The 26,587-nt window shown below is 34.6% G+C and carries 16 protein-coding genes and 1 other RNA gene; 5 read left to right on the top strand and 12 right to left on the bottom strand.

Annotated elements, in window-relative coordinates; translation table 11 throughout:
- Positions 1-104 precede the first annotated feature (104 nt).
- The 7 genes from DMB68_RS03735 to DMB68_RS03705 form a co-directional block, all read right to left on the bottom strand.
- A complete protein-coding gene (locus tag DMB68_RS03735; RefSeq protein WP_110345315.1) occupies positions 105-875 on the bottom strand; it encodes a TlpA family protein disulfide reductase in 771 nt (256 codons plus the stop codon).
- Between the two features lie 430 nt (positions 876-1,305).
- The gene (locus tag DMB68_RS03730) at positions 1,306-6,537 is read right to left on the bottom strand and encodes a glycosyl hydrolase family 18 protein (protein ID WP_110345314.1); all 5,232 of its coding nucleotides are present in this window, start codon (positions 6,535-6,537) and stop codon (positions 1,306-1,308) included.
- Between the two features lie 497 nt (positions 6,538-7,034).
- On the bottom strand, positions 7,035-9,098 hold the full coding sequence (locus DMB68_RS03725) for a beta-N-acetylhexosaminidase (RefSeq protein WP_110345313.1): 2,064 nt from the start codon (positions 9,096-9,098) through the stop codon (positions 7,035-7,037).
- Positions 9,099-9,249: 151 nt separating this feature from the next.
- Positions 9,250-11,187 (bottom strand): glucosamine-6-phosphate deaminase, encoded by a 1,938-nt coding sequence (gene nagB / locus DMB68_RS03720; RefSeq protein WP_110345312.1) that lies wholly within the window; start codon positions 11,185-11,187, stop codon positions 9,250-9,252.
- Between the two features lie 254 nt (positions 11,188-11,441).
- Positions 11,442-12,467, bottom strand: coding sequence for a glycosyl hydrolase family 18 protein (locus DMB68_RS03715; protein WP_110345311.1), 1,026 nt, complete (start codon positions 12,465-12,467; stop codon positions 11,442-11,444).
- 79 nt (positions 12,468-12,546) lie between these two features.
- Positions 12,547-14,079, bottom strand: a complete 1,533-nt coding sequence (locus tag DMB68_RS03710) for a SusD/RagB family nutrient-binding outer membrane lipoprotein (protein ID WP_165830088.1) — start codon at positions 14,077-14,079, stop codon at positions 12,547-12,549.
- A 13-nt stretch (positions 14,080-14,092) separates the two neighbouring features.
- The gene (locus DMB68_RS03705; protein ID WP_110345309.1) at positions 14,093-17,293 is read right to left on the bottom strand and encodes a SusC/RagA family TonB-linked outer membrane protein; all 3,201 of its coding nucleotides are present in this window, start codon (positions 17,291-17,293) and stop codon (positions 14,093-14,095) included.
- Between the two features lie 262 nt (positions 17,294-17,555).
- Between DMB68_RS03705 and DMB68_RS03700 the strand changes: the two genes are divergently transcribed.
- The 3 genes from DMB68_RS03700 (at position 17,556) to DMB68_RS03690 (ending at position 20,938) form a co-directional block, all read left to right on the top strand.
- A complete protein-coding gene (locus tag DMB68_RS03700; protein WP_110345308.1) occupies positions 17,556-18,608 on the top strand; it encodes a sensor histidine kinase in 1,053 nt (350 codons plus the stop codon).
- The gene (locus DMB68_RS03695) at positions 18,598-19,299 is read left to right on the top strand and encodes a LytR/AlgR family response regulator transcription factor (protein WP_110345307.1); all 702 of its coding nucleotides are present in this window, start codon (positions 18,598-18,600) and stop codon (positions 19,297-19,299) included. The genes DMB68_RS03700 and DMB68_RS03695 overlap by 11 nt, the downstream gene beginning before the upstream one ends.
- A 169-nt stretch (positions 19,300-19,468) precedes the next feature.
- Positions 19,469-20,938, top strand: coding sequence for an MFS transporter (locus tag DMB68_RS03690; protein WP_110346335.1), 1,470 nt, complete (start codon positions 19,469-19,471; stop codon positions 20,936-20,938).
- 146 nt (positions 20,939-21,084) lie between these two features.
- On the opposite strand, the gene fsa is transcribed toward DMB68_RS03690, so the two are convergent.
- From fsa to ffs, 4 genes are all read right to left on the bottom strand, one after another.
- Positions 21,085-21,741 carry a fructose-6-phosphate aldolase gene (gene fsa / locus DMB68_RS03685; RefSeq protein ID WP_110345306.1) on the bottom strand — a complete coding sequence of 219 codons (657 nt, stop codon included), beginning with the start codon at positions 21,739-21,741 and terminating at the stop codon, positions 21,085-21,087.
- A 143-nt stretch (positions 21,742-21,884) separates the two neighbouring features.
- A complete protein-coding gene (locus DMB68_RS03680) occupies positions 21,885-22,085 on the bottom strand; it encodes a hypothetical protein (RefSeq protein WP_110345305.1) in 201 nt (66 codons plus the stop codon).
- A gap of 3 nt (positions 22,086-22,088) precedes the next feature.
- Positions 22,089-22,892, bottom strand: coding sequence for an SDR family oxidoreductase (locus DMB68_RS03675; protein ID WP_110345304.1), 804 nt, complete (start codon positions 22,890-22,892; stop codon positions 22,089-22,091).
- A 174-nt stretch (positions 22,893-23,066) separates the two neighbouring features.
- Positions 23,067-23,164, bottom strand: an RNA gene (gene ffs, locus DMB68_RS03670) — signal recognition particle sRNA small type.
- 88 nt (positions 23,165-23,252) lie between these two features.
- Here ffs and DMB68_RS03665 point away from each other — a divergent pair.
- Positions 23,253-24,308: a glutaminyl-peptide cyclotransferase gene (locus DMB68_RS03665; RefSeq protein ID WP_110345303.1), complete on the top strand. Its 1,056-nt coding sequence runs from the start codon at positions 23,253-23,255 to the stop codon at positions 24,306-24,308.
- 100 nt (positions 24,309-24,408) lie between these two features.
- A complete protein-coding gene (gene hutI, locus DMB68_RS03660) occupies positions 24,409-25,647 on the top strand; it encodes an imidazolonepropionase (RefSeq protein WP_110345302.1) in 1,239 nt (412 codons plus the stop codon).
- A 50-nt stretch (positions 25,648-25,697) separates the two neighbouring features.
- Here the strand turns inward: hutI and DMB68_RS03655 are convergent, their stop codons facing one another.
- Positions 25,698-26,576, bottom strand: coding sequence for a hypothetical protein (locus tag DMB68_RS03655; RefSeq protein WP_110345301.1), 879 nt, complete (start codon positions 26,574-26,576; stop codon positions 25,698-25,700).
- Positions 26,577-26,587 lie beyond the last annotated feature (11 nt).

The raw sequence follows: 26,587 nt of genomic DNA, 5'->3' as shown, positions 1-26,587 counted from the left end.
CTAAGTTTTTTTTGATTTTGTAAGATGTAAAATGTGAATTGTAAAATGCTTTTTCACTACAAACAAGTAAACATCTAACATCTCACTTTTAACTTCTAACCATATTACAATTTACTTTCTTTCTCTAAAGCTATTTCTAAGCTTTCGAAATTAGAAACCACTTTTTTGATTAATCCTGCTTTATCCAAAATAAAATGCGTCGGAAAAGCATTCAAATCCAGTTTTTCATTCATATACCCCTTCATGTTTGGAACAACAGAATACGAAAGCGGTTTTCTTGCTAAAAATGTTTTTAATTGTTCGGGAGTATCTTCGGCAAGACTTATAAAAATAATATCTTTTCGGTCTTTATATTTTGAAACTAGGGCATTGACTTGTGGAAATTCTTTGATACAGGCTGCACAGTGAATATACCAGCATTTGATTACAATAATTTTACCTTTGATGGATTCATTTGAAACTATATTTCCGTCTAAATCTTTAAAGGCGAATTCGGGAAAAGGCTTTCCTTCCATCTCGTAATTTTTTAAGGCATCAAAAGCTTCCTGATTAATGGTTGCTTTGATACTGGTATCTGATTTTGGAAGGATTTCAAACAGCTTATAATAGTAAACGGAATCAATTGATTTTAATCGGATTGGGATGAAATTTTCGTTTGTTAAGGCATTCAAAAATGCTTTTTTTGAGATCTCTTTTGACTGAGAATCCAGAGCGGTAAAATCTCTGGATAACATTATCTTTTTGTTATAAGCCGACCAATCACTGAAGGTTTTCTGAATTTGAATTGGATCGACTTCGGGATTTCCGAATTTGTTTTGGGCCGAACTTAGAGAAAAAATAAAAAGAAGTATTAGTAAGCAGATGAATTTCTTCATGAATTTTATCGAATAATTTAGGATTCAAAAGTAATTAAAAAATAATGTTTCACGCAGATTATGGGGATTTAAGCAGATTTTTTATTTGATAAATTATTGTAAATATTCTTATGAAAAACTAGAGACCTAGCCCTGATAGCAGCGATATCCTTTTGTGTTTTTTCTTTAAAAACATAAAAGATTAAGCGAATAGCAGGAAACAGCTCCTGAAAATCATTATTATTTCACTTTCCATTTAAGTGACAAAAAAACCCGACAATAAATTGCCGGGTCTATAATGCGCTCCTTCAGGTGAAAACCAAATAACAAATCACCTCAACTCGACACATTTATTAGAAATATAAAATCAGATTAAAAAATAAATAACCAAACTCAATTTTAACCATCCCAATTTTATTTCTAAATTATTTTAATCATTGTAACCTACATTCTAGTTTAAGAAATTGATTACTTTGAATGATTTTTTGCTTCCTGCTTTGTATGTTACGACCACTATAAACAATTGTTTTACAGCGAAACTCTGACTGTGAAGCAGTATTTCTTTATTATTCTGGAAGTTTCTATGACTTACCAGACTTTGTCCAATTGTATTAAAAACATCTACCTGAGTAATATCTTCAGTTTCATTTGTAACAGATAAAGAGTTGTTTTTGAAATACACAATTGTATTGCTATTTGCTTCAATTTTTTCAGCAAACTTTTTTGCTGTGGATTGTGATGCAAAATAAGCCGCATAAGCCTTAGATAATTCAGACGAATTACCACACGAAGATGCATCCCAGTTAACAGACCATGTCATTAAACCTCTCAAATTAGGATAAGGACCTCCAGGCTGCATCGTGTACGTTCTTCCTGTAAAAGTGGTTCCTGTTCTTAAATAATGCAATGCACTAATTCCTTCAGCCGGAGTGATATAACCACTACCTGCTGCACTTGGACAAGCGGGTAATCCTATAAGGATTTTTGAAGGTGGTAAACCATCAAAACGCATTCCCGTTGTACCAATGTTATATCCCTTTACAAGCATATCCGTTAGGGCAGTCACCATATTTGCTCTTTTAGCTGAACCATAGTACTGACCATCTAATCCGTTTTCTCCGCCTGTATTATACAATTGTACTGCTAGCAAATCCAATTCATTACGTAAGTTTTGAATGATTGGCAGGAAGGATCCAAAAGTATCATTATAGGTTGAATATCCACCTTGTACATATTGCGTTTCCGGAGCTGCAGTTAATAAAAATCCAGTTCCGTAATGCGCTTTTAATTCTTTACAGGCATCTACTATGTTTTTTAATCTTGGATAAGCTGAGATTCCCGCATACGAAATATCTCTTAAATTTCCTGCGTTAAAATTCATCGATCCGCCTTCAAAATCTAAATCAACTCCATCAAATTGATACTCGTCAATAATGGCTTTTAGACCATTGACAAAAATATTTTTTTGAGCTACATTATCTAAAACAACATGACCATTTTGACCTCCAATAGAAATGATAACAGGAACGCCGCTGGCTCTTAAACTTTGAATATCATTTTTCAGCAATTGTTTGTTGAAAACACCATTGGTTAAATATCGGGTATCATTTGTAGTCAGTACTGGAGTGTAACCATCACGATTAACGGTTTCTATGAAAGAATAATCAACGACGTTAAACTTGCTTCCTACCATTTGAGAAAAATATAAAAATGGAGCAGAAGAATTTTCCCAGGAGTGAGCATAACCCAAAAGTACCTTTGCAGGAAGCGGGATAAACCTGTTACTGCTGATAGTAGCAATTTTTATGGTATTGTTTAAAGTAGTTATGCCGGATTTGTTATCGGTTGCTTTTATTACAACTGCATAATCCTGATAAGCAGTTGGTGTAAAATTATATGTATAGATATTATTTGCACCTGCTGCCATGTTAAAAGTGCCTCCATTAATTGTAATGGTAACACCTGAAACCGATCCATCACTATCAACAGCTGTAACTGAAATTGGCACAACCTGGAAAGAACTTTGGTTTACAGTAGTATTCGATGGTGAATTCCAGGTAATTACCGGCAATGCATTAGGGCAGTTTGCACCTGAACAACTTAATGTAAAACTATAGGTTTTTGAATCTGTTGTTCCGTTTGATGCAGTAGCCGTAACAGTTAACGTATGACTAGCTGAAAATTGACTGGCAACTGGTGTCCAACTTGCATTGTAATTGCCTGCAGCATTTGTAACACTCAAATTCTGATCATCTAAGCTAAATACAACTGATGAAATTGTAGTGGCATCGCTAGCACTTAATCCAACGCTTGCTGCAAAATTAACTGCTGTTCCTAAATTTAAAGAAATCGCTGAACTTGTTGGTGCAGTAATTGTAACCACTGGAGTTGTAGCAACTACGGTTTGAGTATTAAAATTAAATACTTGTGGTGACGTTGGAAGGTTTGTTTGCGGATAAGATGGCAAATAAACTACATCCTGATTTTCCCATGCATTAATCTTCAGGCTTAAAAAAGTATTGTAACCACTAATGGCAGTATTTTCAAAATGATAATTTCCTTGCGCATCAGATAATGTTGATAAGTTAACCCATCCGTGAGTATCATTAGTGTAAGGTAAAATTAAATCCACTTTTACTCCAACTGCTGGAGCCGTTCCATTTTTAACAGTCCCGCTAATTAAATACCCATTGGCAACATTCTGCGTAAAGTTTAATGTTTTACTTGAATTGATTGCAGAATAAACTGTTGAAGCCGGAGTAAAACTCGCTCCTGTTTTTGAAGCCATTATAGTGTAATCTGATCCTGCAACAAGATTGGCAATACTATAATTTCCAGAAGCATCTGAAACTGCTGTTAAAGTTGTAGTTCCTGAAGTGGCTGAAACTATAACACCAGCAATTGCTATTGTTCCATTTTTGGTTGTTCCGCTTACAGTATAGTATATTGGATTAACAACTGTCTGAGTAAAACTTAACGTTTTGTTAGAATTTATAGCCGTATAAACCGTTGACGCCGGAGTAAATGTTACTCCTGTTTTTGTAATGGTTACCGTATAATCTGATCCTGAAACTAAGTTAGCAACACTATAATTTCCCGAAGCATCTGAAACAGCTGTAAGAGTTGTTGCTCCTGAAACTACTGAAATTGTTGCTCCTGAAACCGGAGTTGTTCCGTTTAAAACTGTTCCGCTTACCGTATAATATGTTGGGGTTACAGTTGTAGTATTAAAATCATAAACAGTCGGATTCGTAGGAACCGGAAAGTTAGTTAGATTTGATGGTAAATAAGTAACATCTCCGTTTTCCCAGGCATTTAATTTTAAACTTGAAATTGTAATGTATCCATTTACTACAGCATTATCAAAACTGTATTTTCCTTGTGCATCTGTAGTGGCAAAAACACTTTTCCAGCTATGTGTATTATCAGTCCATGGTAATACCAATTCTACTTTTGCACCTGATACCGGAGCTGTTCCGTTTTTAACTGTTCCGCTAATTTTATTGGTCCCAATAACCACAACATCCTGAGAGAAGTTTAATGTTTTGTTGGCATTTAAATTAGAATAAACTGTCGAAGCCGGCGTATATGTCTGTCCAGCTAAAGCAGCTGTAACTGTATAATTTCCAGCAGAAGGCAAACTAAGTGAATAAACACCGCTCGCATTGGTAACAGCTGTGAAATTTCCACCTGTTGAAGATGCTGTAACAGTTACACCGGAAACCGGAGTTGTATTATTTAAAATAGTTCCGCTTACTGTGTAATTAACAACTGCCGCACCCTGAGTAAAATTCAACGTTTTGTTTGCATCGATTGTATTATAAACTGTTGATGCAGGCGTGTAAGAGAATCCTGTTTTTGCTGCTGTAACTGTAAAATTCAATCCTGCTGCTAAACCTGCAACACTGTAAACGCCGCTTGCATTAGAAACAGCTGTTAAAACTGTTGCTCCTGAAGTTGCTGAAACCATTACTCCTGAAACTGGAGTTGTTCCGTCAAGAACTGTTCCGCTTACAGTATACAAAGGTTGAGTACCATTAATAACAACTGCTGTTTGGTTAACCGTAACATTGGTTAAAGTTACCGGAGCAAATGTATAGGTCGATTTTAAGGCCGTTAGTGTATAATTTTGTCCTGAAGGTAAATTTGCGAAAGTAAAATTACCTCCTGTAGAAACAATAGATTGTAATACAACATTGCTTAAATTACGTAACTCTACTGTAACATCCGGAACTAAAGTCGAACCGTTTTTTACGGAACCTGCAATACTTACAGATCCTATAACAGCGCCTCCAAATGAAGTATCTACCTGATTTAATAACGAATTAGGAACAGCACCTCTTGTATCCTGGGATAATTCCCAAATCATACCACCGGCAAGATTTCTTGATTTAATGTATTGTACTTTTAAATCCGTAGATTGTTTATCTTCATAAGAAATAAACTGTTTCAGTGTATTGTTATATAGATAAGGAACTTTTGTTGTATTATCAAAATAACGAACCCATCCAGCAGCAGCAGCACTTGGGGTTACCAACATCGTATTTGGATCTAAATAAGCATGTGAATTGGTAACCGGATTACCAACTAAATCGCAAATCTCAATACTTCCTGATTTTTCACAGGCTCCGGAACCATCCCATGTTCCAGTTGGATTTTGAGGATTTGTACATCCGGGAACTACATATCTTGGTGCCGAAACAAATAATCCGTTGGTTGAATTTACAGAAACATTATCGAATTTTTTTCCGTAAAAAGGCAATCCCATGATTAATTTATTCGCAGGGAAACCGACTACATTTAGAAATTGATTCGTTAACTCGTCTAATGATTCTGATTGTGTTGCGCCATATAACGGATCATTTGGATTTCCGCTTGCATATAATGGTGCATTGTAACATGTTTTGTCATACCAGTTACCTCCCAAATCATATCCAAAATAGGTAATATAATCACAGTAAGTCGAAATGTCTTCTGTCATTCCGAATTGTGATCTGTTATTCGGACCTAAATACTGAGAACCCACTTTACGAACGTTATTTCCAGCTGCAATTGTAACTAGTTTATTTGGCATTGCCTGACGCATTGCTTTCAATAAATAAACCAAATTTTTGTTGTCATCCGGACTGTATTTTTGTGGTGGAACAGGAGAGCCATTAACAATCTCAGTTCCATCAGTTCCACCTGAAAGAGGATATTCCCAGTCGATGTCGAATCCGTCAATAAAAGGATAAGTTGTAATAAAGTTGGCCATATCTGCAGCCAAAGCAGCTCTTGCCACCGGACTTGCTGCAATTGGAGAAAGATCCTGACCTTTGGTCCATCCTCCAACAGAAATTAAAATTTTAAGGTGCGGATACTTTTCTTTTAATTTTTTTAAGTCATAAAAGTTACCTTTAACAGGAGCATCCCACGGAATTCCGCCTTCCATATGCTCGTAGTCAGCATAGGTATCCAGGCATTTAAGCTTTGTATTCTCCGGATGGGCAGGATCGAAAGTTGTCCCATAAAAAGAATAATTCAAATGCGTCAATTTGTTTCCGTCTATTTTGGGGACATTGAAATCCCGTGCATAAATAGACCATTGTGCATAGTATCCCACTACTTTTTTACCGTGAGCAGGCTGGGCTGACACGAGCAAGGGAAACAGTAACAAAAAAAGTAATCTGTAATAATGTTTCATAATTGTTTAATATTGGTTAATAGAAAATAAATATTCCAATTGCACTGCATTACATGTCAGAATCCAACATACAAACAGAACAGCTGGGGTTCAATAAACTGCAAATTGAAAATTCTGCAGCTCACTGGAAATTTAATTTTTACTTCTATAAATAAATATTATACTATTACTGATTGTCCATAATCATTAGCAAATAGTATGTGATTGATATTTATGTATAATTCTTTTTAAAAAATTGTATTAAATAAAAACCGATAAATTTGGGGCGCTAATTCATCAATCTAAAATTCTATTTTTTTGTCATTCTTCTTATTCTGTTATTTGGTTTTAAAAGGTTAATACTCTCTAATTGGCTATTTTTTAATAATTTATTTTTATCTGAATGCTGAAAAAGTTTTGTAAAGTTTGATAATTATCTCTACCAGAATTTCCGGCAGAGATAATTATACTCTAAACCAATCGTGACTAACTTAACTTAACTACTTCAAAAATTAACTTCATATCATTTTTTTTAGGCTTGCGTACACTGCCAGCTCTACATCGGCATGGTCTTTTGTATTGCATTGCTCGATCAAACTTTTCAAATCCTGTGATTTTAAAGTTGATTTATTATCTAAAACCTGCAACAATTCCTGAGATGCATCGCTCAGCTTTTTAGCCAGGGGCAGAATTGGCTGTACTAATGGCGCGTTGGCACTTAAGTCATTTAATTCTTTATTCAGGGTAATCCATTTGTTGAAAAATTCGGCAACCTTTGCTTTGTTTTCAGGTGTTTTGCTTGCTAAATATTGCTTTACGGCATCATCAAAAGCCAATGCATCTTTTGCATCAGGTGTACAGGCATCTGCAAAAAGTGTGAACGGAGAATACGTTTGATATTCGGTTCCGTCCTTATTTCGTGTATACCCTTTTAACGGTTCGCAAACATTTGAGAATTCGCTAAGAGATTTTACATTTTGGTTGTTGGCAATATTTCTTAGAATCACATCTTTGTTACGAATGTGTGTCAGACCAAGTTCTTCTAATCGGAATGAAATGGTTTCAAGACGTCTGCGCATATCGGCAACATCTGTAATATTTTCAGCTGACCAAAGTCTTTCTGCAATTGCAGCGGTTCTTGGCCAAATTCTGGAATCTATTGTTTCCGGAGTCGCCAATTCTGTCCACATTGGGGCTTCTCCACCTAAAATCCTTGCTTTTTCTTCTACTGTCAACTCAACTCCTTTCGGCATTGGATCAGTTAGATAATGACTTTCAATTGGATACATCAAATCGATATAATATCCGTTTGACAATACTGTTTTGTATCCTTTTTTTACTGCTTCTGCTAAAGACTGGCCTGGCAGAACACCTTCATTTGGTCCTCTCCACGAATGAACGATTGCTTCTTTTGAAAGATTTTTGGTTAAAATTTCTTCCCAGCCCATTAATTGTTTTCCGTGTTTTTTAAGCATCGGAGCCAGCTGCATAGTGAAATAAGTCTGCAGTTCGTGGTTTGTGGCTAACTTATTTTTCTTTTTAAATTCCTGAATTTTAGGATTTGCATCCCAGTCTTTCCCTTCATTTTCATCTCCTCCAATGTGAAAATAATCTCCTGGAAACAATGGGCAGACCTCATCAAAAATCTCGCTTAGTAATTGATATGTTTTTGGGTTTGTGGGATCTAATGTTGGCGTAAAAATGCCTGCGTTTCTTTCAACTGTATAGGTTGTAATTGCTGTTCCCTGAATATTTTTTTCTGCTCCGCCTTTTAGTGCGATGACTTTGCTTCCTATTTCAGGATAAGCCGTCAATATCGCAGTTCCGTGACCCGGAACATCAATTTCCGGAACGATCAAAATACCGCGTTCATCAGCATATTTTACGATATTTCTAATTTCTTCCTGTGTATAATACATTCCATCCGAAGCTAATTCAATTAGTTTTGGATGTTTCTTCATTTCGATTCTCCAGCCCTGATCATCTACTAAATGCCAGTGAAAAACATTCATTTTCATAGCAGCCAATCCGTCAAGATTTCTTTTGATTACGTCTACCGGCTGAAAATGTCTTGCGGCATCAATCATCAGACCTCTCCATGTAAATCTTGGAAAATCTGAAATTTGTGCTTTCGGAAAATAAAATGATTTATTATTATTCTGCAACAGCTGCAATAACGTTTCAAGACCGTGTAAAGCTCCCAGATCGCTGGTTGCCTCTATTGTAATTTTGTTTTGTTTGATATCTAAATGGTAACTTTCGTCTTCATACAAACCAATTTTTCCGCTTTTGGTACAATTTATCTGAAGTTCTGCTGTTGGAACTTCGTTTAGTTTTGTAACAAAATCCTGTCCGAAAAAAAGACCTGTTCTGCCATCTAAGCGGCGTAAAAAACGAGTTACCCCTCCAAAAATTCTCGGATTTGGATTGCCGGTAATATTTACTTTAAAATTTTTACTCAAAGTAAAACTTCCGTCATTTAAAACAACATTTTGCGGCCAGGGCATAAGATTTAGCTGCTCTTTTTTAATCTGAGCACTAGAAGTTAAACCTGCTAATAGTAGGACTAATATATATTTCATTTTATGGCGCTTGAAAAATGGTTATCCTGAGACAACATTAATAAATAGATAAAAAATCCAGAATGATCTCTCTATTGATCCTCACTATCAGTATGAAATCAATCTGAATTTGGTAATTTGATTCGCTATAAATCAAATCCTAAAAATAATCTTAGTAATCAAAACGTTTGAAAGCCTCAATAGCTTCATATTCTGCCAAACCTAATTCGTCATACAGAATGGCTGTATTTTTGTTTCGGTCTTCTGCCCTAACCCAAAACTCTCTTGAATCATTCCCCTGAAACATAACCCTGTCTTTTTGAGACTGGTGATATAAAATCGCATGACGCTTCAGTAATACTTCAGATGGAGAAAGCGGAACAGCCATGTCAATTTCGTGAATGTCCCATTCGTGCCATGCACCTCTGTACAACCATAACCAGCAGTCATCCATGTATTTTTGTGGTTTCAGTTCTTTCATTGCAGCAAATATGGCATTCAGACAAACTTCATGCGTTCCGTGAGGATCCGCAAGATCACCTGCTGCAAACACCTGATGTGGCTTTATTTGAGCAATAATATCTTTTACGATTGCAATATCTTCAGGACCTAACGGGTTTTTCTTTACCTGTCCGGTTTCATAAAAAGGAAGATCTAAAAAGTGGGTGTTTTCATCTTTTAGTCCGATGTATCTTGTGGCTGCATACGATTCTCTTCTGCGAATCAATCCTTTTAATTTTCGAACTTCTAATGAATCTACCTGATTTTCAGATTTGTTGTTCAAAAATTTAATAACTGATTTGAAATTAATTTTAGCATCAATATCTCCAACAAAATCGTTACATACTTCAGCAAATTTTAGTGCTTCATCGTCGGTAACCGCTATATTTCCTGAGGTTTGATATACTACGTGTACATCATGCCCCTGTTTAATTAATTTTGAAAAAGTTCCTCCCATAGAAATCACATCATCATCAGGATGCGGACTAAAAAGAATCACTCGTTTTTTTGCAGGATTGGCTCTTTCAGGACGATGTGAATCATCCGTATTAGGTTTTCCTCCAGGCCATCCTGTAATAGTATGCTGCAATACGTTGAACATGTTAATATTCAAATCGTACGCAGAACCTTCCTGTGCGAGAAGATCAGACATTCCGTTGTTGTTGTAATCACGGTCTGTTAATTTTAAAATCGACTGTTTTGTTTTTTGGCACAACCAAACAATCGCTTTGCTTTTTAATTCCTGTGTCCAGATACATTCTCCAACTAACCAAGGCGTTTTGAAACGTGTCAATTCTACCGCTGCAGACTGATCTAAAACGAAAGTTGCATTAGGATGATTTTGTAAAAATGTGGCAGGAACTTCAGAACTGATATCACCCTGGATGGTTCTCTTGATGATATCTGCTTTGTTTTGTCCCCAGGCCATTAGTACAATTCTCTTCGATCTCATAATGGTCGAAACCCCCATGGTGATTGCTCTTTTTGGAACGTTGTCTATACCATTAAAGTCAGATGAAGCATCTACCCTTGTAATATGATCCAGTGTAATAATTCTGGTTCCGGAATTAATGTGCGATCCCGGTTCATTGAAGCCCACGTGACCTGTACGTCCGATACCTAATAATTGAAAATCAAGGCCTCCGGCTTGTTTGATATTCATTTCATAGTCGATACAATATTGATTCAACTCATCAATTGCAACGGTACCATCAGGAATATTAACATTCTCCGGATCGATATCAATATGATTAAAAAGATGCTGATGCATGAAATAGTGATAGCTCTGATTATTCTCCTTTGACATTGGATAATATTCATCCAGATTAAAAGTGATTACATTTCTAAAACTTAATCCTTCTTCTCTGTGCATTCTCACTAACTCTTCATATACTTTTATAGGAGAAGAACCTGTTGCCAGACCTAAAACACAAGATTTATTTTTTTCTTGTTTAGATCTAATTAACTGAGCGATTTCCTGCGCTACAATTAATGAAGCTTCTGCTGAACTTTTGAAGATTTCATTGTGAATTTTCTCAAATCTGGTTTCTTCAAATTTTCCTGCACTTTTATAGCTGATATCAGGTTTTATTTCTAAAGCACTTTTCATTTTTTTTCTTTTTTGATAATATTATATATAAAAGTAAGACCTACACGTAATTAATTAATTCATAAAAACTTAACAAATTACTAATCCCAACTTATATTCTTTTCTGCAAATTTATTTTTAAAGGACTCCTCAAAAAAATTATTTATACAAACTGCTTAAACTTTTAAACGAACAGCACTATTCAGTCAATAACACGTTTTTGTACAATAAAAGGAACTTCTACCCCTTAAAAATTCACCTGTTTTACAATACTTTTAGTTACCACATAAATCAGAAGTGACAAACCCCAGTTTTGTATATTTTTTATGAATGACATCCAATAAGGAATATTGATCAAATGAATCCTGGGCAATTTCCCAAATCATGATTCCGCCAGTCGTTTCTGAAGCCAATTGCACTTTTTGCTCAATAGTTGGTCTTCCGTTATAATAAATTTTACCCAATTCATCCAGCTCAGCAAATTGACTGCCTACGGCAATAATTTGTGCGTAAGTTGCACTGGTAGCAACGGGATCTGTAAAATTATAGCCATAAAACGGAACACCAAGTGTTAGCTTTTCTTTTGGGACATTTTGCATTTTATTCCAAAATTCGATTCCTAATTTAGCATCATTAAAAGAGCTGTGCTGACCCGGCTTATCCGGTGCCCACGGTCCTGTCACATCATAAGCCATAATATTAATAAAGTCAAAAGCATTCAGAGCCTCATTGTTTATATTAACAAAACGGGTATTAATGGGTAAAGCTGAAGTTATGAGCTTGTTTTTACTTTTTATGGCATTTTTTAATTCAATAACAAAACCACTGTAACCTGTAGTTACCGCATCCCATTCAAGATCTACATCGACACCATCCAGTTTATGGATTTCAATAAAATTTATAATTTTCTTTATAAAATCTGGCCTATTTTCCGGCTTATCGATAAGCAATGACCAGTTAGCGGCTTGTTCTGCCGAAATAACTCCTCCCGCAATAGAAACACATATTTTAATATTGGGATTTACACCTTTTACATGTTTAATAACGGCATCAATATCACCATCAAAAATTAAATTACCTGTGTTATCCGGATTTGCGAATGACAGATTAAGATGCGTCAGCTTACAAAATTGTATGGAGCTGATTTTACTAAAATTATCCGAAGATAAATAGCCTACAACCCTGGCTGTTTTAGTTTTTGAATTATCAATTTCTGTCTCGTTGTCCTTAGAACAGCTGTAAGATGTAAAAAGTGAACCAATAAAAAAAAGGATGCCTAATAAGGCTTTATTTTTTATCATTATTTTTAATTTAAAATTGTTTTTTAATTTAATTAGAATGAAAATAACACCTTATTAGGCATAACTTTGGAATTATTTTTTAGTTTGCATCCCACCAAACTTTATTCAGCCAGTCATTTGTTCCTCCCATTCTTTCCAATGCAGCTAAATAATTCACTTCATTTTTCTGCATTTCATCATTTGGATAGTACAAACGTTTTGGCGTAACTCCACCTGTTTCTGAATCAGGGTTTGTTATTGGAATCAATTGAGGGAATCCAGTTCTTCTCTGGTTTGAATAAGCTTCTATACTGTTGAATATGTATGTAATCCAAAGCTGTGTCCCAATTTGCTGTTTTTCTGTTCCTGCAACTAATGGCTTAGCATTTAAATATGCATCAATATCAGTCTGAGATGGTAGAGGCGCGTTATAAATTGCTAATTGTTTGATACCGGCTTCAACCCCTTTTTTATAATATTCAGCAGCCGATGTTCCTGTTACCCATCCTCTGTAAGCAGCCTCAGCTAATAATAATTGTGTTTCTGAATAACTTACATGCAGATAAGGTGTTGTTTTTTGTTTGTAATAAGACTGGATTCCTGAAGTTGCAGTAGCACCTCCCGGAGCTTCATACTGAAAAGATCCTGGTTTAACTCCTGCATACAAATCTTCTCCTGGCTGAACAGGTTGCCCACTTTTCCCAGGCAAAGCAGATGTTGTTTTGGCAGTAGCCAGCATAGTTAATCTTGGATCACCATTGTTTTTCAAAAAGTCTATTACTAATGTACTGAAATGATCTCCGTGCTCATTACCAACAAAGGCATATGCCAAACCATTTCCTCTAAAATCAATAGCAGCAGGATTATCACTAAAAGTTGCATCTAAATGACGCATAATACAGTTGTCCAGATTACTTTCGAAAACACCATTTTGTAATGCGGCTTTCACTTGTTTCTCAGCTTCTGCAGGTTTAATTTCAGAAAGTCTCATTCCTAAACGTAGTCTTAGCGTATTAGCCAGTTTCTTCCATTTTGAAATATCTCCTTTATAGAACAAATCTCCTTTAACAGTGCCTCCTCCAGCATTTAACTGGTTATAAGCTTCGTCTAATTCACTAAAAAAAGCAGTATAAACTTCTTCCTGAGTGTCATATTTAGGTGTTACAATTCCTTGTGAGAATCCTTTTCCTGCCTGAGAATAAGGAATATCTCCATAAAGATCCGTTAAACGCTGTGCCACCATCACTTTCATGATTTTTGCTACAGCATTCATGTTTACCATAGCCGGATTACCACTGGTTTTATCAATGATATCCACAACATTTTTCAGCTCATTTGCATAACCGTTTCTCCAGATTGCTGTTGCATAATCATCATTTTTCTTGAATTTGTTGCCATATTCTGTTTGATTCCACGCACCTGAATAATGCTGTACAAATCCGCCTGAATAAATTAGGTTTGCTCTCCATTGGTAATAACCGTCACCAGACATACACAATTGAGTGAATGTAAGCTGTCCTGCAGGATTTGCTGACAATGCAACCGGATCTTTTTCCAGTTCATCAAAATTTTCGGTACAGCCAACTGTGGTTAACAATATGGCTATGGCTAGTATTATTTTTTTGAATTTCATAATTTCTTTTTTTTTAGAATGCAACTTTAATATTAAAACCATACGATTGTCTGAATGGCAGTGAACCATATTCAAATCCTTGTCCATTTCCAGAAGTATACATAGATTCCGGGTCAACGTTTGGTAAATCTTTATTAAAAGTCAATAAATTTCTTGCGAATGCAGACACATAAATTGAGCTAATTTTTGCTCCGCTAAAAACACTTTTTGGTATAGTATAACCTAAACTTACCTCTCTTAATTTCACATAAGAAGCATCATAAATAAAAGGTGCCGGTGTATTATTGAAAACAGTAGTCCAATAATCCTGAGGATTTACAGGCTTAGTATTTTGCTCGTATACAGGATTAGCAACAGTTCCGGTATTCACAACACCTTCTGCTATATAACCCGCAGTAGGAATCCATGTTGACTGACTAAAATTAGGATCGTTTGCCACAGCCTCTGCTCTTGCTTCATTGTATGCATCTCTACCCTCTGTAGTGATATCTAAAAGTCCTTTTTGCGCTGCTAATGAATTTGTCATAGAATATACATCCATTCCAAATTTCATATCAATTAAAAACTGAAGTGTTATCCCTTTATAAGAAAATCTGTTGGTTAAACCGGCAGACCAGTCAGGAAGTCCTTTTCCTAAATTTACTTTAGAATCTGTGAACAAAGGCATACCATTTGCGTCTACAATCTTCTCTCCTGAAGTAGTTCTTAGAAAATCTTTTCCGATGATAGTTCCGTACTGACCCCCAACCTGAGCTACGATAGCTGCTCCAGCCCAACGAGCCTCAGAAATAGCATACGTATTAATATCCGGATGTAAAGAAATAATTGAGTTTTTGTTTTTTGAGAAGTTCAAATCAATTCCCCATTCGAAACTATTTGTTTTAATTGGAGTTCCTGATAAGAAAACCTCAATACCTTCGTTTCTTAATTGTCCTGCATTTACAGAAAGGAATTCATATCCTGATGTTGCAGATGATGCTAAATCAAGTGTTTGATCAGCAGTGTCTTCACGGTATACTGTAATATCAGCTTTTAATCTATTTTTAAAGAATGCCGTTTCAACTCCAAACTCCACTCCTGTTTTAGACTGATAAGTCAAATTAGCATTTGGTGCTGCAGAGTTTTTAATATTAACAACACTCTGTCCGTCATAAGATGAAAAAGTAGTATAATTTAATGCATTTTTATAAGCTCCCGGTGCATTTGAAACCTGTGCCCATGAAGCTCTGAATTTTCCATAGCTAAATGTATCATTCTGAATACCAAAAGCATCAGAAAATACAAAACCTAACGAAGCCGCAGGATAAAATGCGTTGTTATCCCCGCTGTATATTACACTAAACCAATCATTTCTTCCTGTAAACTCAGCATACAAATACCCTTTATAATCAAACTTTGCTGAACCATACACTGAATTTGTTCTTGTTCTGGTTACTACTGGTGCATTAATTGTAGTAGAAGAAAAATTACTTATGTATTCAATTCCCGGCTCAATAATATTTGTTCCAAAACTAGAATTGAAATCTCTTTTAAAATCTCTTCTTGATGTACCTAAAATTCCTGAAAAAGTAAAGTCTGTAGCTAATTTAATATCACTGAAAGTGGCTATAATATCTGTATTCATCTCTGAAACATTTATATTATCCAATCCTAAATATCCTTGATCTCTTCCAGGCCATGTACTCCCTGCCGCCATAAAATCTTTTGAACTGAAAGCATAGCTGTCTAAACCAGTTCTAAAAGTTAATGCTAGCCAATTTTTAAATTGATAAGTTCCTGTAACATTTCCTATAAAACGGTTTTTCACAGATGAGTTATGATTTGCCTGTGTAGTAAAATATGGATTCAGTTGATACACATTAGTATTCCAAGGATAAATTTGACCGGTTTCCTCGTTTTTATAATTTTTTAACCAGGCCTGATCAAAACTTGGAGCTAATGAACTTAATGAATAACCAACATTATTTGGTGAATCTCCTAATCCAGGTCTGTTCTGTGTATTTTCAACCATGTAATTTACGTTTGCAGCCAAAGTAAATTTATCTGATTTTATAGTTCCATTTAAACTTGCATCATTTCTTTCTAAACCAGATTCCGGAATAACGTCATCATTTGTCAGGTTGTTATATCCGAAACGAACAGAAGCATTGTCGCTTCCTGCTGATAATGAGATTCCGTTAGAAAGTGTTACTCCTGTTTGGAAAAAATCCTGAATATTATTATCTACTTTAGCATAAGGTTTCATAGAACCATCAAATATTTTTATTTGCTGCCCAACACTTTCAGAGAACTTAGGTCCCCAGGCACTAGTAGTATAATTATATATTTCATTAGGTCCTTTTGTAGGATCCGGTAAAGTACCATTTGTTCCAGAACCATATTCAGTCTGATAATCAGCATACTTTGCATCTACCCTGTCAAAACTTACACCACTTGTAAGTTCAACCTGCAATTTGCCTTTGCTTCCTTTTTTAGTTGTAATCAAAATAACACCATTTAAGGCTCGCGATCCGTATAATGCAGCTGCTGCAGCTCCTTTTAATACTGTTAAACTTTCAATGTTGTTAGGGTTGATACTTGAAATCCCGTCTCCGTTATCTCTTCCGTCAAACCATTTACTTGTAGCAGCAGTGTCATTGCTCAAACCTGAGTTATCAATAGGAACTCCATCTACAATATAAAGTGGCTGATTGCTTTCACCAATACTTGAAATACCTCTAATAATAACCCTTGTTGACCCTCCAACTCCCGTGGCCGGAATAGAAACATCAACGCCCGCAACTTTTCCTGAAAGCGCAGTAGCCACATTCGTAGTAATAACTTTGTTTAATTGGTCTCCTTTAAGATCCTGAACTGCATACCCCAGTTCTTTCTTTTGTCTTTTAATACCTAATGCAGTTACAACAACTTCATTTAAAGCATTTGAAGCCGCTAGTTTCATTTTCACATTAATTGCAGCTGCATCTCCTACAACAATCTTTTGTGTTTCAAGACCTACATAGGTAAAAACTAATGTTTGTCCGCTTTGTACGTCAATAGTATACAAACCGTCAAAATCGGTAGTAGTACCTTTTTGCCCTCCTTGTACAGAAACAGTTGCCCCTGGTAACGGCATCCCATCAGAATCTGTAATCAAACCCTTGACATTTTTTACCTGAGCAAGCGAAACCTGCGCTGTAAAAACAATCATAAAGATTAATAAAAATTTTTTCATGTTTATTTATTTTGTTAGTTATGGGGTAAATTTATTCTTAAGGTATTGTTAAAAAAAATAATTTATACCAACAGCTTCAAATTTTAAACCAACGACATAAAACAATCAATAATGCGTTTTACGAAAACGTTATCTAAACAAAATAATATACCGTTTGTCGAATTTTATGAAATTTTATTCAAAAAAATTGTGTTTCACCAAGTAATTGTTTAAAGTTGCATATAATTTAAACATCCACAATATACTTAATACTATATTAAAATTGAGTGAAATTCAGAAATTAAACTTTGATATTAAACTTCGAAATCATATCTGGTTTTGGGGGAGTTATTTTACACTTAATTTTTTAAGATGGGGAGCCTATTTTAACGATTATGATTATTCATTTAAATCAAATTTGATTGAATTCTCCCTGCATATACCTTTAGTTTATTTTAATCTTTTTATTTTAGTTCGTCGCTACGTACTCAAACAGCAATATATAAAGTATACTATTGCATTACTAATTAGTCTGTTTGCAGTCTATTTGCTAAAAACTGCCCTTACCTATTATATCATTTCTGAAAATATCTGGCCAGAGGCAAACAGAGAATATCATCCTTTTGACATCAATCACATTCTTGCAGTATGTATTGGTGAATTATATGTATTGGCAATGGCGTCTTCTGTTTATCTGACCTTAACCTGGCTACGCGAAAGAGAAAGAAACAGAGCATTGAGGGAAAATCAATTTAAAATAAAGCTTAAATATCTCGAAAATCAGATTCAGCCTCACTTTTTCTTTAATACGTTAAATAATTTATATGCACTATCATTAGAATCTTCTGATAAAGTTCCGGATGTAATTATTAAATTATCAAACCTGATGGAATATGTCTTATATGATGTAAAAGGAACCAAGCTTGTACCTTTGATAAAAGAAATTGATTATATCCAGAATTATATCGAAATTGAAAAACTTCGTTTTGAGAACGTGGAAGTAACCATTAATCTTGAGTCTAATATAGAAGATATCAAAGTACCTCCATTGATTTTTATTTCGTTGGTCGAAAATGCTTTTAAACACGGAGGACTAAATAACAAGAACCTGAAGATTAAAATAAACTGCAAAATTATTGACAATAAAATGCTGCATTTTGAAATCCTTAATAATTTTGTAATTTCACAAAAAAATAATCCTAAAGGCGGTATCGGACTAATTAATACCAAGAAAAGATTAAAATTAATTTACAAGAATAATTTTAGCCTGGAATACAAAACAAAGCTAAATTACTATATAATAAGTTTGCAAATACCTATTCATAATGAAGATTAAATGCTTATTAATCGACGATGAACCTTTAGCGATTAAAGTTTTACAAAATTACTTTACCAATTTTACCGACTTTGAGGTTATTGGTACATTCAATAATTCTTTAGAAGCATTAGATTTTATAAACAGTACACCTGTTGATGCAGTTTTTTTAGACATTAACATGCCCATGATGACCGGTTTTGAATTAATTAGTCTAATAGAAAACAAAACAAAAGTCATCATCACAACCGCTTTTAGGGAATTTGCCGCCGAAAGCTACGATCTTGATGTTTTAGATTATCTGGTAAAACCAATTCCGTTACCAAGATTCATTAAATGCATTAACAAAATTACTACCGAATACAATTTAAAGAACAATATTAAAACAGAAGCTGCGAAAGGCGATTCGCATATTTTTATCAAAGTCGATAAAAAAATGGTAAAAATTAATATTGAAGAAATTCTGTTTGTCGAAGGAATGAAAGAATACATCAAAATTGTTACTCCCGATAAAACTTACATCACCCATAAATCACTAACATCCCAATCCGAAGAATTGCCTAATGATAAATTTATGCGTATTCATAAATCCTATGTTATTGCGCTTAACAAAGTTAAATCAATTGAAGGTAACAGAATTCAGATTCTATCTTACACTATTCCAATAGGAAGAAATTATAGCAAAGATGTGAAAAACAAAATTTTGGAATAATCACTAAATCGATATCGTTATTTCCAAAATAACAACACATTGTTGAATAAATTATGTTGTTTGTATAATTTCTGCATTTTTTATGCTTTTTTATTTTTTTTTAAAAGTTGTAACAAATATATTTACCACTTTAAAACCACTAAAAAAACTAAAAAAAACTTTATTACCCATGAATTCAGAAAATGTACAAACCAAGTGGGGACAATTTATTTCTTTGATAATTGTCTTTTTCTTTTGGGGTTTTGTTGGTTCTGCCAATGATATCCTGATTCCCGTATTCAAAAAAGTATTTACTTTATCACAGGTTCAGTCACAATTAGTAGCCTGGGCATTTTATGCCGCCTATTTTGTAGGATCAATTATCTTCTTTTTGGTTTCTCTAAAATCAGATGTTTTACAAAAATTCGGATACAAAAAAACACTTTCTGCCGGCTTACTTCTATCTGCAGCTGGTTCATTTTTATTTGTTCCAGCAGCTACAATGGCTAGCTTTCCTTTCTTCTTAACAGCTTTATTTACTGTAGGATTAGGTTTTTCTATCCAACAAATTGTTGCCAATCCCCTAGCAATTAAAATGGGAAGCCCTGACACCGGAGCTCACCGTTTAACATTAGCAGGAGGTATAAATTCTTTCGGAACAACAATTGGGGCAATCTTATTAGGAATCGCCTTATTTGGAATGGGAGACAATAAAAAAACAAACCTTTCTCTTGAAGATATCAAATTACCATTTATTATATTAGGTCTTGCCTTTATCATCGTGGCCGTTTTTATGAATTTTTCTAAAATCGAAGACCCGGCAAAAGTAGATGAAGAAGAAGTAAAAGTGGCGCATTCAAAATTCAATATCCTTGACTATCCTCAATTATACTTAGGAATGTTAGGAATCTTTATTTATGTTGGAACAGAGGTTACCATTATCAGTAACTTACCTGCATTGCTTCACACAGCAGAATTCGGAAACGTATTAGAAGATGCTATCGCTCCATTTATCGCATTATACTGGGGAAGTTTAATGATTGGTCGTTGGAATGGTGGTGTAAACGTTTTCAACACATCAAACCTAGTAAACACAGCTCTTAAATTTATAGTGCCGGCACTTGCTTTTGGTGTAATTATTGGCGCTAATATTTTTGCGGCACACGATGTTTCTTCATTCTACATTTACCCAATCTGGATTTTATTATTCATTGGAGTAAGTTTTATTGGAGGAAAAAATGCCGGAAAAACATTAATGCTTTTCGGAGTTTCAGGTTTATTAATGATGGTATTAGGTTTATTTTGGCCAAACCCAGAAATTGCTAAATTCTTCTTCATCTCAGGCGGATTATTCTTATCTATCATGTGGCCTTCAATCTTCGATTTAGCGATCGCAGGATTAGGAAAAAATACAGGAAAAGCTTCTTCTTTCTTAATTATGATGATTCTTGGAGGAGGAGTTATCCCATTGGTTCAGGGAAGCATCTGTGATTTAGACGCAACACATCCGGAAGGAATATTAGGAATCACGTATACACATTTTTCTTATATAGTACCGCTTATTGGTTTTGCTTATCTGGCGTTTTACGGCTTTTACTGCCCTAAAATACTAAAAAAACAAGGTATTAGCCATGTAATAAGTGAAGGCGGAGGACACTAAAAATCCGTTCTTCGAAACATAAAAAAATCCGTTTTACTTCCACAAAAGTAAAACGGATTTTTTTATTCGTTTAAAAGTTATCAAATAAAAAAATCGTCATCTTCTAATGAAAATAACGATTTTTAACTATTTATTTTTAAAGTAAACTATTTGTTACCTTTTTCAAAATCAGCTACAAACTGAGCCAATCCAATATCTGTCAAAGGGTGTTTCAATAAACCGTAAATCGCAGAAAGAGGTCCGGTCATAACATCAGCACCAATTTTAGCACAGTTTACGATATGCATCGTATGGCGAACAGAAGCTGCCAAAATTTGAGTTTCGTATCCGTAGTTATCATAGATTTCTCTAATTTCCTGAATTAGGTTCAATCCGTCTGTAGAAACATCATCCAAACGACCAATAAAAGGCGAAACATAAGTCGCTCCCGCTTTTGCAGCCAATAAAGCCTGACCTGCAGAAAACACAAGTGTTACGTTTGTTTTAATTCCTTTATCAGAAAAATATTTTGCAGCCATCACCCCTTCTTTTGTCATAGGCAATTTTACTACTATTTGATCATGTAATTCAGCTAATTCCTCACCTTCTTTCACCATTCCTTCAAAATCCAGCGCATTTACTTCAGCACTTACATCACCATCAACAAGATTACAGATATCAACATAATGTTTCAAAATATTGTTTTTCCCTGTAATTCCTTCTTTTGCCATCAAAGACGGGTTTGTTGTTACACCATCCAAAACACCTAATGCCTGTGCTTCTTTAATCTGAGCTAAATTAGCTGTATCAATAAAAAATTTCATAATTATATTTATTTAATTGTGTTCATAATCTGGGCGTGCCCCAAGGGTCGGGCTTTCGGCTTTATCTTTTGCTCCGTTTCACTCCACAAAAGGATATCACCTCTATCCCTCACGCAAAACCGGTGCAAAATTACAATTTAAAATTACTTAGAAGAATTGTTTTTGTTCAATTCTTTCAATTCATCTCTAATTTCTTCTAAAACCCTTAAAGTATCTTCTTTATAAACTTCAGAATTATTGATTTTATCACTTATGGAACCTAATATTCTTCGAATTACAAACCAAATAACAACAAAAACTAAAATGGCAAAAATAGCAGGTAATAATTCTGTAACCTTCTGCATAATTTATAATTTATAATGATTCATCAGCATTTTTTCATACACCTTATCTGGAAGCACACGTTTTAAAACAATTGAAAATTTCTGCATAAAAATGCCCACTTTATAATGCACTTTTGGACTTTTTTGCTGCATGATTTTATAAACAGCTTCGGCCATTTCATTTGGATTACTTCCGGAATCAACATGCTCATTCATTGTCGCAAGCGTGTCACCATATACTTTTTCATAAGCCGATCCTTTAATAACCGGAGCATGAAAACGTCCTGAAGCAATATTCGTAGCGAAATCTCCTGGCGCAACATTAGTAATTTCAATACCAAATTGCTTTACTTCCATACGCAATGCTTCCGTAATCAATTCCAAAGCTCCTTTTGACGCTGAGTAAACGCTTCGATAAGGCAAGCCCATATAAGCTGCTATCGAAGTGATATTGATAATCAAACCTGATTTTTGTACACGCATTTGTGGTAAAACTGCTTTCATCACTTCAATAGGTCCAAAAAAATTGGTCTCAAAATTATTCTTGATTTCCTCCATCGGAATTTCTTCCAAAGGCCCCGTAATTCCTACACCTGCATTGTTAATTACAACGTCTAACCTTCCTGAAGTTTCTATGATTTTAGCAACAGCAGTTTTAATTGATTCTGCATTTCGAACATCCAAAGCCACAAGCGGAAAAACAGAATTTAAAACTTTTTCAGGATTCCGGCTTGTTCCGTAAACAACGAAACCTTTTTGATGTAAAAATTCTCCAATTGATTTTCCAATCCCTGAGGATCCTCCTGTAATTAAAACGACTTTACTCATTTTGAAGTTAGATGTTAAATGTTATAAGTTGAACGTGGCTATCAATGAGCAGAATTGATGTATGGATTAAAAGCTTCTAACCTCTCACCTATAACTTCTAACTCCTGAAAGGTCCAAAAATAAAAAAATCCTCCCGAAGGAAGACTACTTTTGTATAAATTCTAAAAATAAAAAAAATGGCAAGCGACCTACATCGCACCGCTCAACCACGTACCCTTGCTATGTTCCCATCCTGGGGGAGTCTGCAGGAGCTGGTCGTGTAGGACTTGCCGATGCAAATATACAATCTTTTTATATTTTTGCAAGAGCTTTGTTGCTATAAAAATATCGTTGTATATTGGACTATTCAAATTTTAAACTATGAAAAAACATAACTTCCTAACTGCCATTTTATTAGGAATCACATTAATTGGCTGCGGAGATAAAAATAAAGGTGAAAATTCTTTATTTACTATAGATGATTCCGCTTTTCCTGCCCATTTTTTGCCACAGGAAGCCATTTCTATCAGTGTTTTAAATCCAAAATCGAAAGAAATCGACAGCATTGCCTACTTTGTAAACGATAAAAAAGTCGGAAGTACGAAAGGTGCAGAAAAATTCAAATTTGAATTAAAAGAACAAAAATTAGGATATCAATACCTAAAAGCAACTGTTTATTTTGGCAGTGATTCATCTGATGCTACAAAAAGAGTTGAACTGGTTTCAAATGTGAATCCTAAATTATTAAAGTACAAAATTATCAATACTTTTCCTCATGACGTGGCTTCATTTAATGAAGGTTTGGAATTTCACAACGATACTTTATATGAAAGTACCGGACAAAAAGGCACTTCTTACATCAGAAAATACGACTACAAAACAGGAAAAGTTTTTAAACAGGTTGATCTTGATAAAAAATATTTTGGGGAAGGAATTACGATTCTAGACGGAAAATTATATCAATTAACGTGGCAGGAAAAGACAGGTTTTATTTATGATGCCAAAACTTTAAAATTAGAAAAATCATTCACATATGACAAAGAAATTGAAGGTTGGGGAATGACTAATGACGGAAAATATATTTACCGTTCTGACGGAACTGAAAAAATCTGGAAAATGGATCCGGTTACTCAAAAACTGATTGATTACATCAATGTTTATTCGGGAACTTCAAAAATAAAAGCCATTAACGAATTAGAATTGATAAACGGGAAATTTTATGTAAACGTATGGCAAAAAGATGCAATAGCGGTTGTAAATCCAACTTCTGGAGCTGTTGAAGGCATTTTAAACATGACTGATCTGCGCAAGAACATGAGCAGTAAAATCACTACTGATGATGTTTTAAACGGAATTGCTTATAACCCAAAAACCAAAACTATTTTTGTTACAGGAAAAAACTGGGAGAAAATATTTGAAATAACAGTTTCTGAATAAATCAGACAAAAAATAATCTAAAACACGAATTTCACAGATTTCACTAATTACAAAGTGACGTTTGTGAAATTCGTGTTTTTAATTTCATTAAATTTATACAATGACAACTCTTATCATCAACATAAAAGAACTGCTTCAGGTTCGGGAAACTCCTGTTTATAAAGTTTCCGGACCCGAAATGGCTATTCTTCCCACCATAAAAAATGCTTTTTTAATCTTAAAAGACAATTTGATTGCAGATTTTGGTGCTATGGAAAATCTTCCTGAAATTACGGCTGATAAAATTATCGACGCAAGCGGAAGAATCGTTTTACCTACCTGGTGTGACAGTCACACACATATTGTTTACGCAGGAAATCGCGAGCAGGAATTCGTAGACCGAATTAATGGATTTTCATATGAAGAAATTGCGAATCGTGGCGGTGGAATTTTAAATTCTGCTAAAAAATTAAACGAAACTTCAGAAGAAGAAATCTACGAGCAGTCGAGGTTACGTTTAGAAGAAGTGATGAATTTGGGAACCGGAGCAATTGAAATAAAATCAGGTTACGGACTTACTGTCGAAGGAGAATTAAAAATGCTTCGTGTCATTAAAAAATTAGCAGAAAATTATCCGGTTGCCATAAAAGCTACTTTTTTAGGCGCACATGCTTTTCCGCTGCATTATAAAGAAAACAAAGCAGGTTATATCGAGGAAATTATTACCAAAATGCTTCCTGAGATTTCAAAAAACAAACTGGCAGATTATATCGATGTATTTTGCGAAAGCGGTTATTTCTCAGTCGAAGAAACTGAGAAAATTATGGAAGCCGGAATTCAATTCGGCTTAAAGCCAAAAATTCATGTGAATCAGTTTAATTCTATTGGCGGAATCCAGTCTGGCGTTAAATTTAAAGCCCTTTCTGTCGATCATCTTGAAATCATGAATATTGAAGATATTGAAGCCTTAAAAGACTCCGAAACGATGCCGGTCGCTTTGCCATCATGCTCCTATTTTTTAAGCATTCCGTACACACCTGCACGCGAAATGATCAAAGCAGGTCTTCCACTTGCATTAGCTACAGATTTTAACCCCGGCTCTACACCATCCGGAAATATGAATTTTGTTGTGGCAACAGCTTGTATCAAAATGAAAATGACTCCTGAAGAAGCCATTAACGCAGCTACGATAAACGGTGCATATGCTATGGGAGTTTCAAAAACTCACGGGAGCATTACAAAAGGAAAAAAAGCTAATTTAATTATCTCAAAACCTATTTCGTCCTATTATCAGATTCCATACGCTTTTGGAAGCAACTTAATCGAAAGCGTAATAATTGAAGGTAAACTTTTAGCATAAAAAAAGAGGAGCTTTACACTCCTCTTTTTTTATCTTCTAAATTTCTCTTTTTATCTTAGAGAAAAGCTAGTTTTAGAAACCAACTCATCATTATCAAAAACATTGATAAAGTAAGTTCCTTTTTCAAAATCTTTACCAGGTAAATCCTCAGAAACATTCACTGTTTTGTTCTCGTATTGTACAGTCGTTTTAAAACTATAAGTTAATGACTTATCGCCAAAACTTTCTGTTTTCTTATCTCCTAATACATTGTTTTTAGCGTCGATAACCTGTACATAATACGTTTTATCTCCCGACTTTGCAATTTGATTTTCAGCAATAGTAAAACTAACTTTCAAAACATCAGCACGACTTGCCTTATCTGTTTCAATTTGTTTACCTGAACTTCTTAATTTGTAAGCTGCTGTTTTTGTATTTAAAACAGATAATTTAGAACCTTTTTCAACAGTTTTAGACAAAGCCTCGTTTTGACCAACTAAAACTTCATTGAATTTTTTAGACTCTCCCAATACAACAATTGTACTGTCTCTTTGAACCGTTAAAACACCATTTTGTTTTTTTAATTCATCATTTTCAGCAACCAAAGTTTTCATTTTAGTCTGCAATCCCTGAACTTGTGATTTGAATTTAGAAACATCTCCTTTTGATTTATTCAGATCATCCATTAAAGCCACAACCTTATCTCTTTCCTGAATTAATTCATCTGACATAGAAGTATTTTCAGCAATAGCAGCATCATAAGTTGCTTTTAATTCCTGAAGGTCTTTCATTACAGATTCTTTTTCTGTCAATGTTGATGTAAGTTCCGTTTTTACAACATCTGAATCAGAAGAAAGTTTAAAAATATACACTAAACTACCAATTAGTAGGACTGCTAAAACAGCGATTACCGCCTTTAGACTTGAGTTGTTTTTGTTTGGGTTTTCCATATTTAATAATT

The sequence above is a fragment of the Flavobacterium hydrophilum genome, assembly GCF_003202405.1.
Classification (GTDB): Bacteria; Bacteroidota; Bacteroidia; order Flavobacteriales; family Flavobacteriaceae; genus Flavobacterium; species Flavobacterium hydrophilum.
The sequence above is the reverse complement of the archived record's forward strand: the minus strand, read 5'-3'. Positions and strand labels throughout refer to the sequence as shown.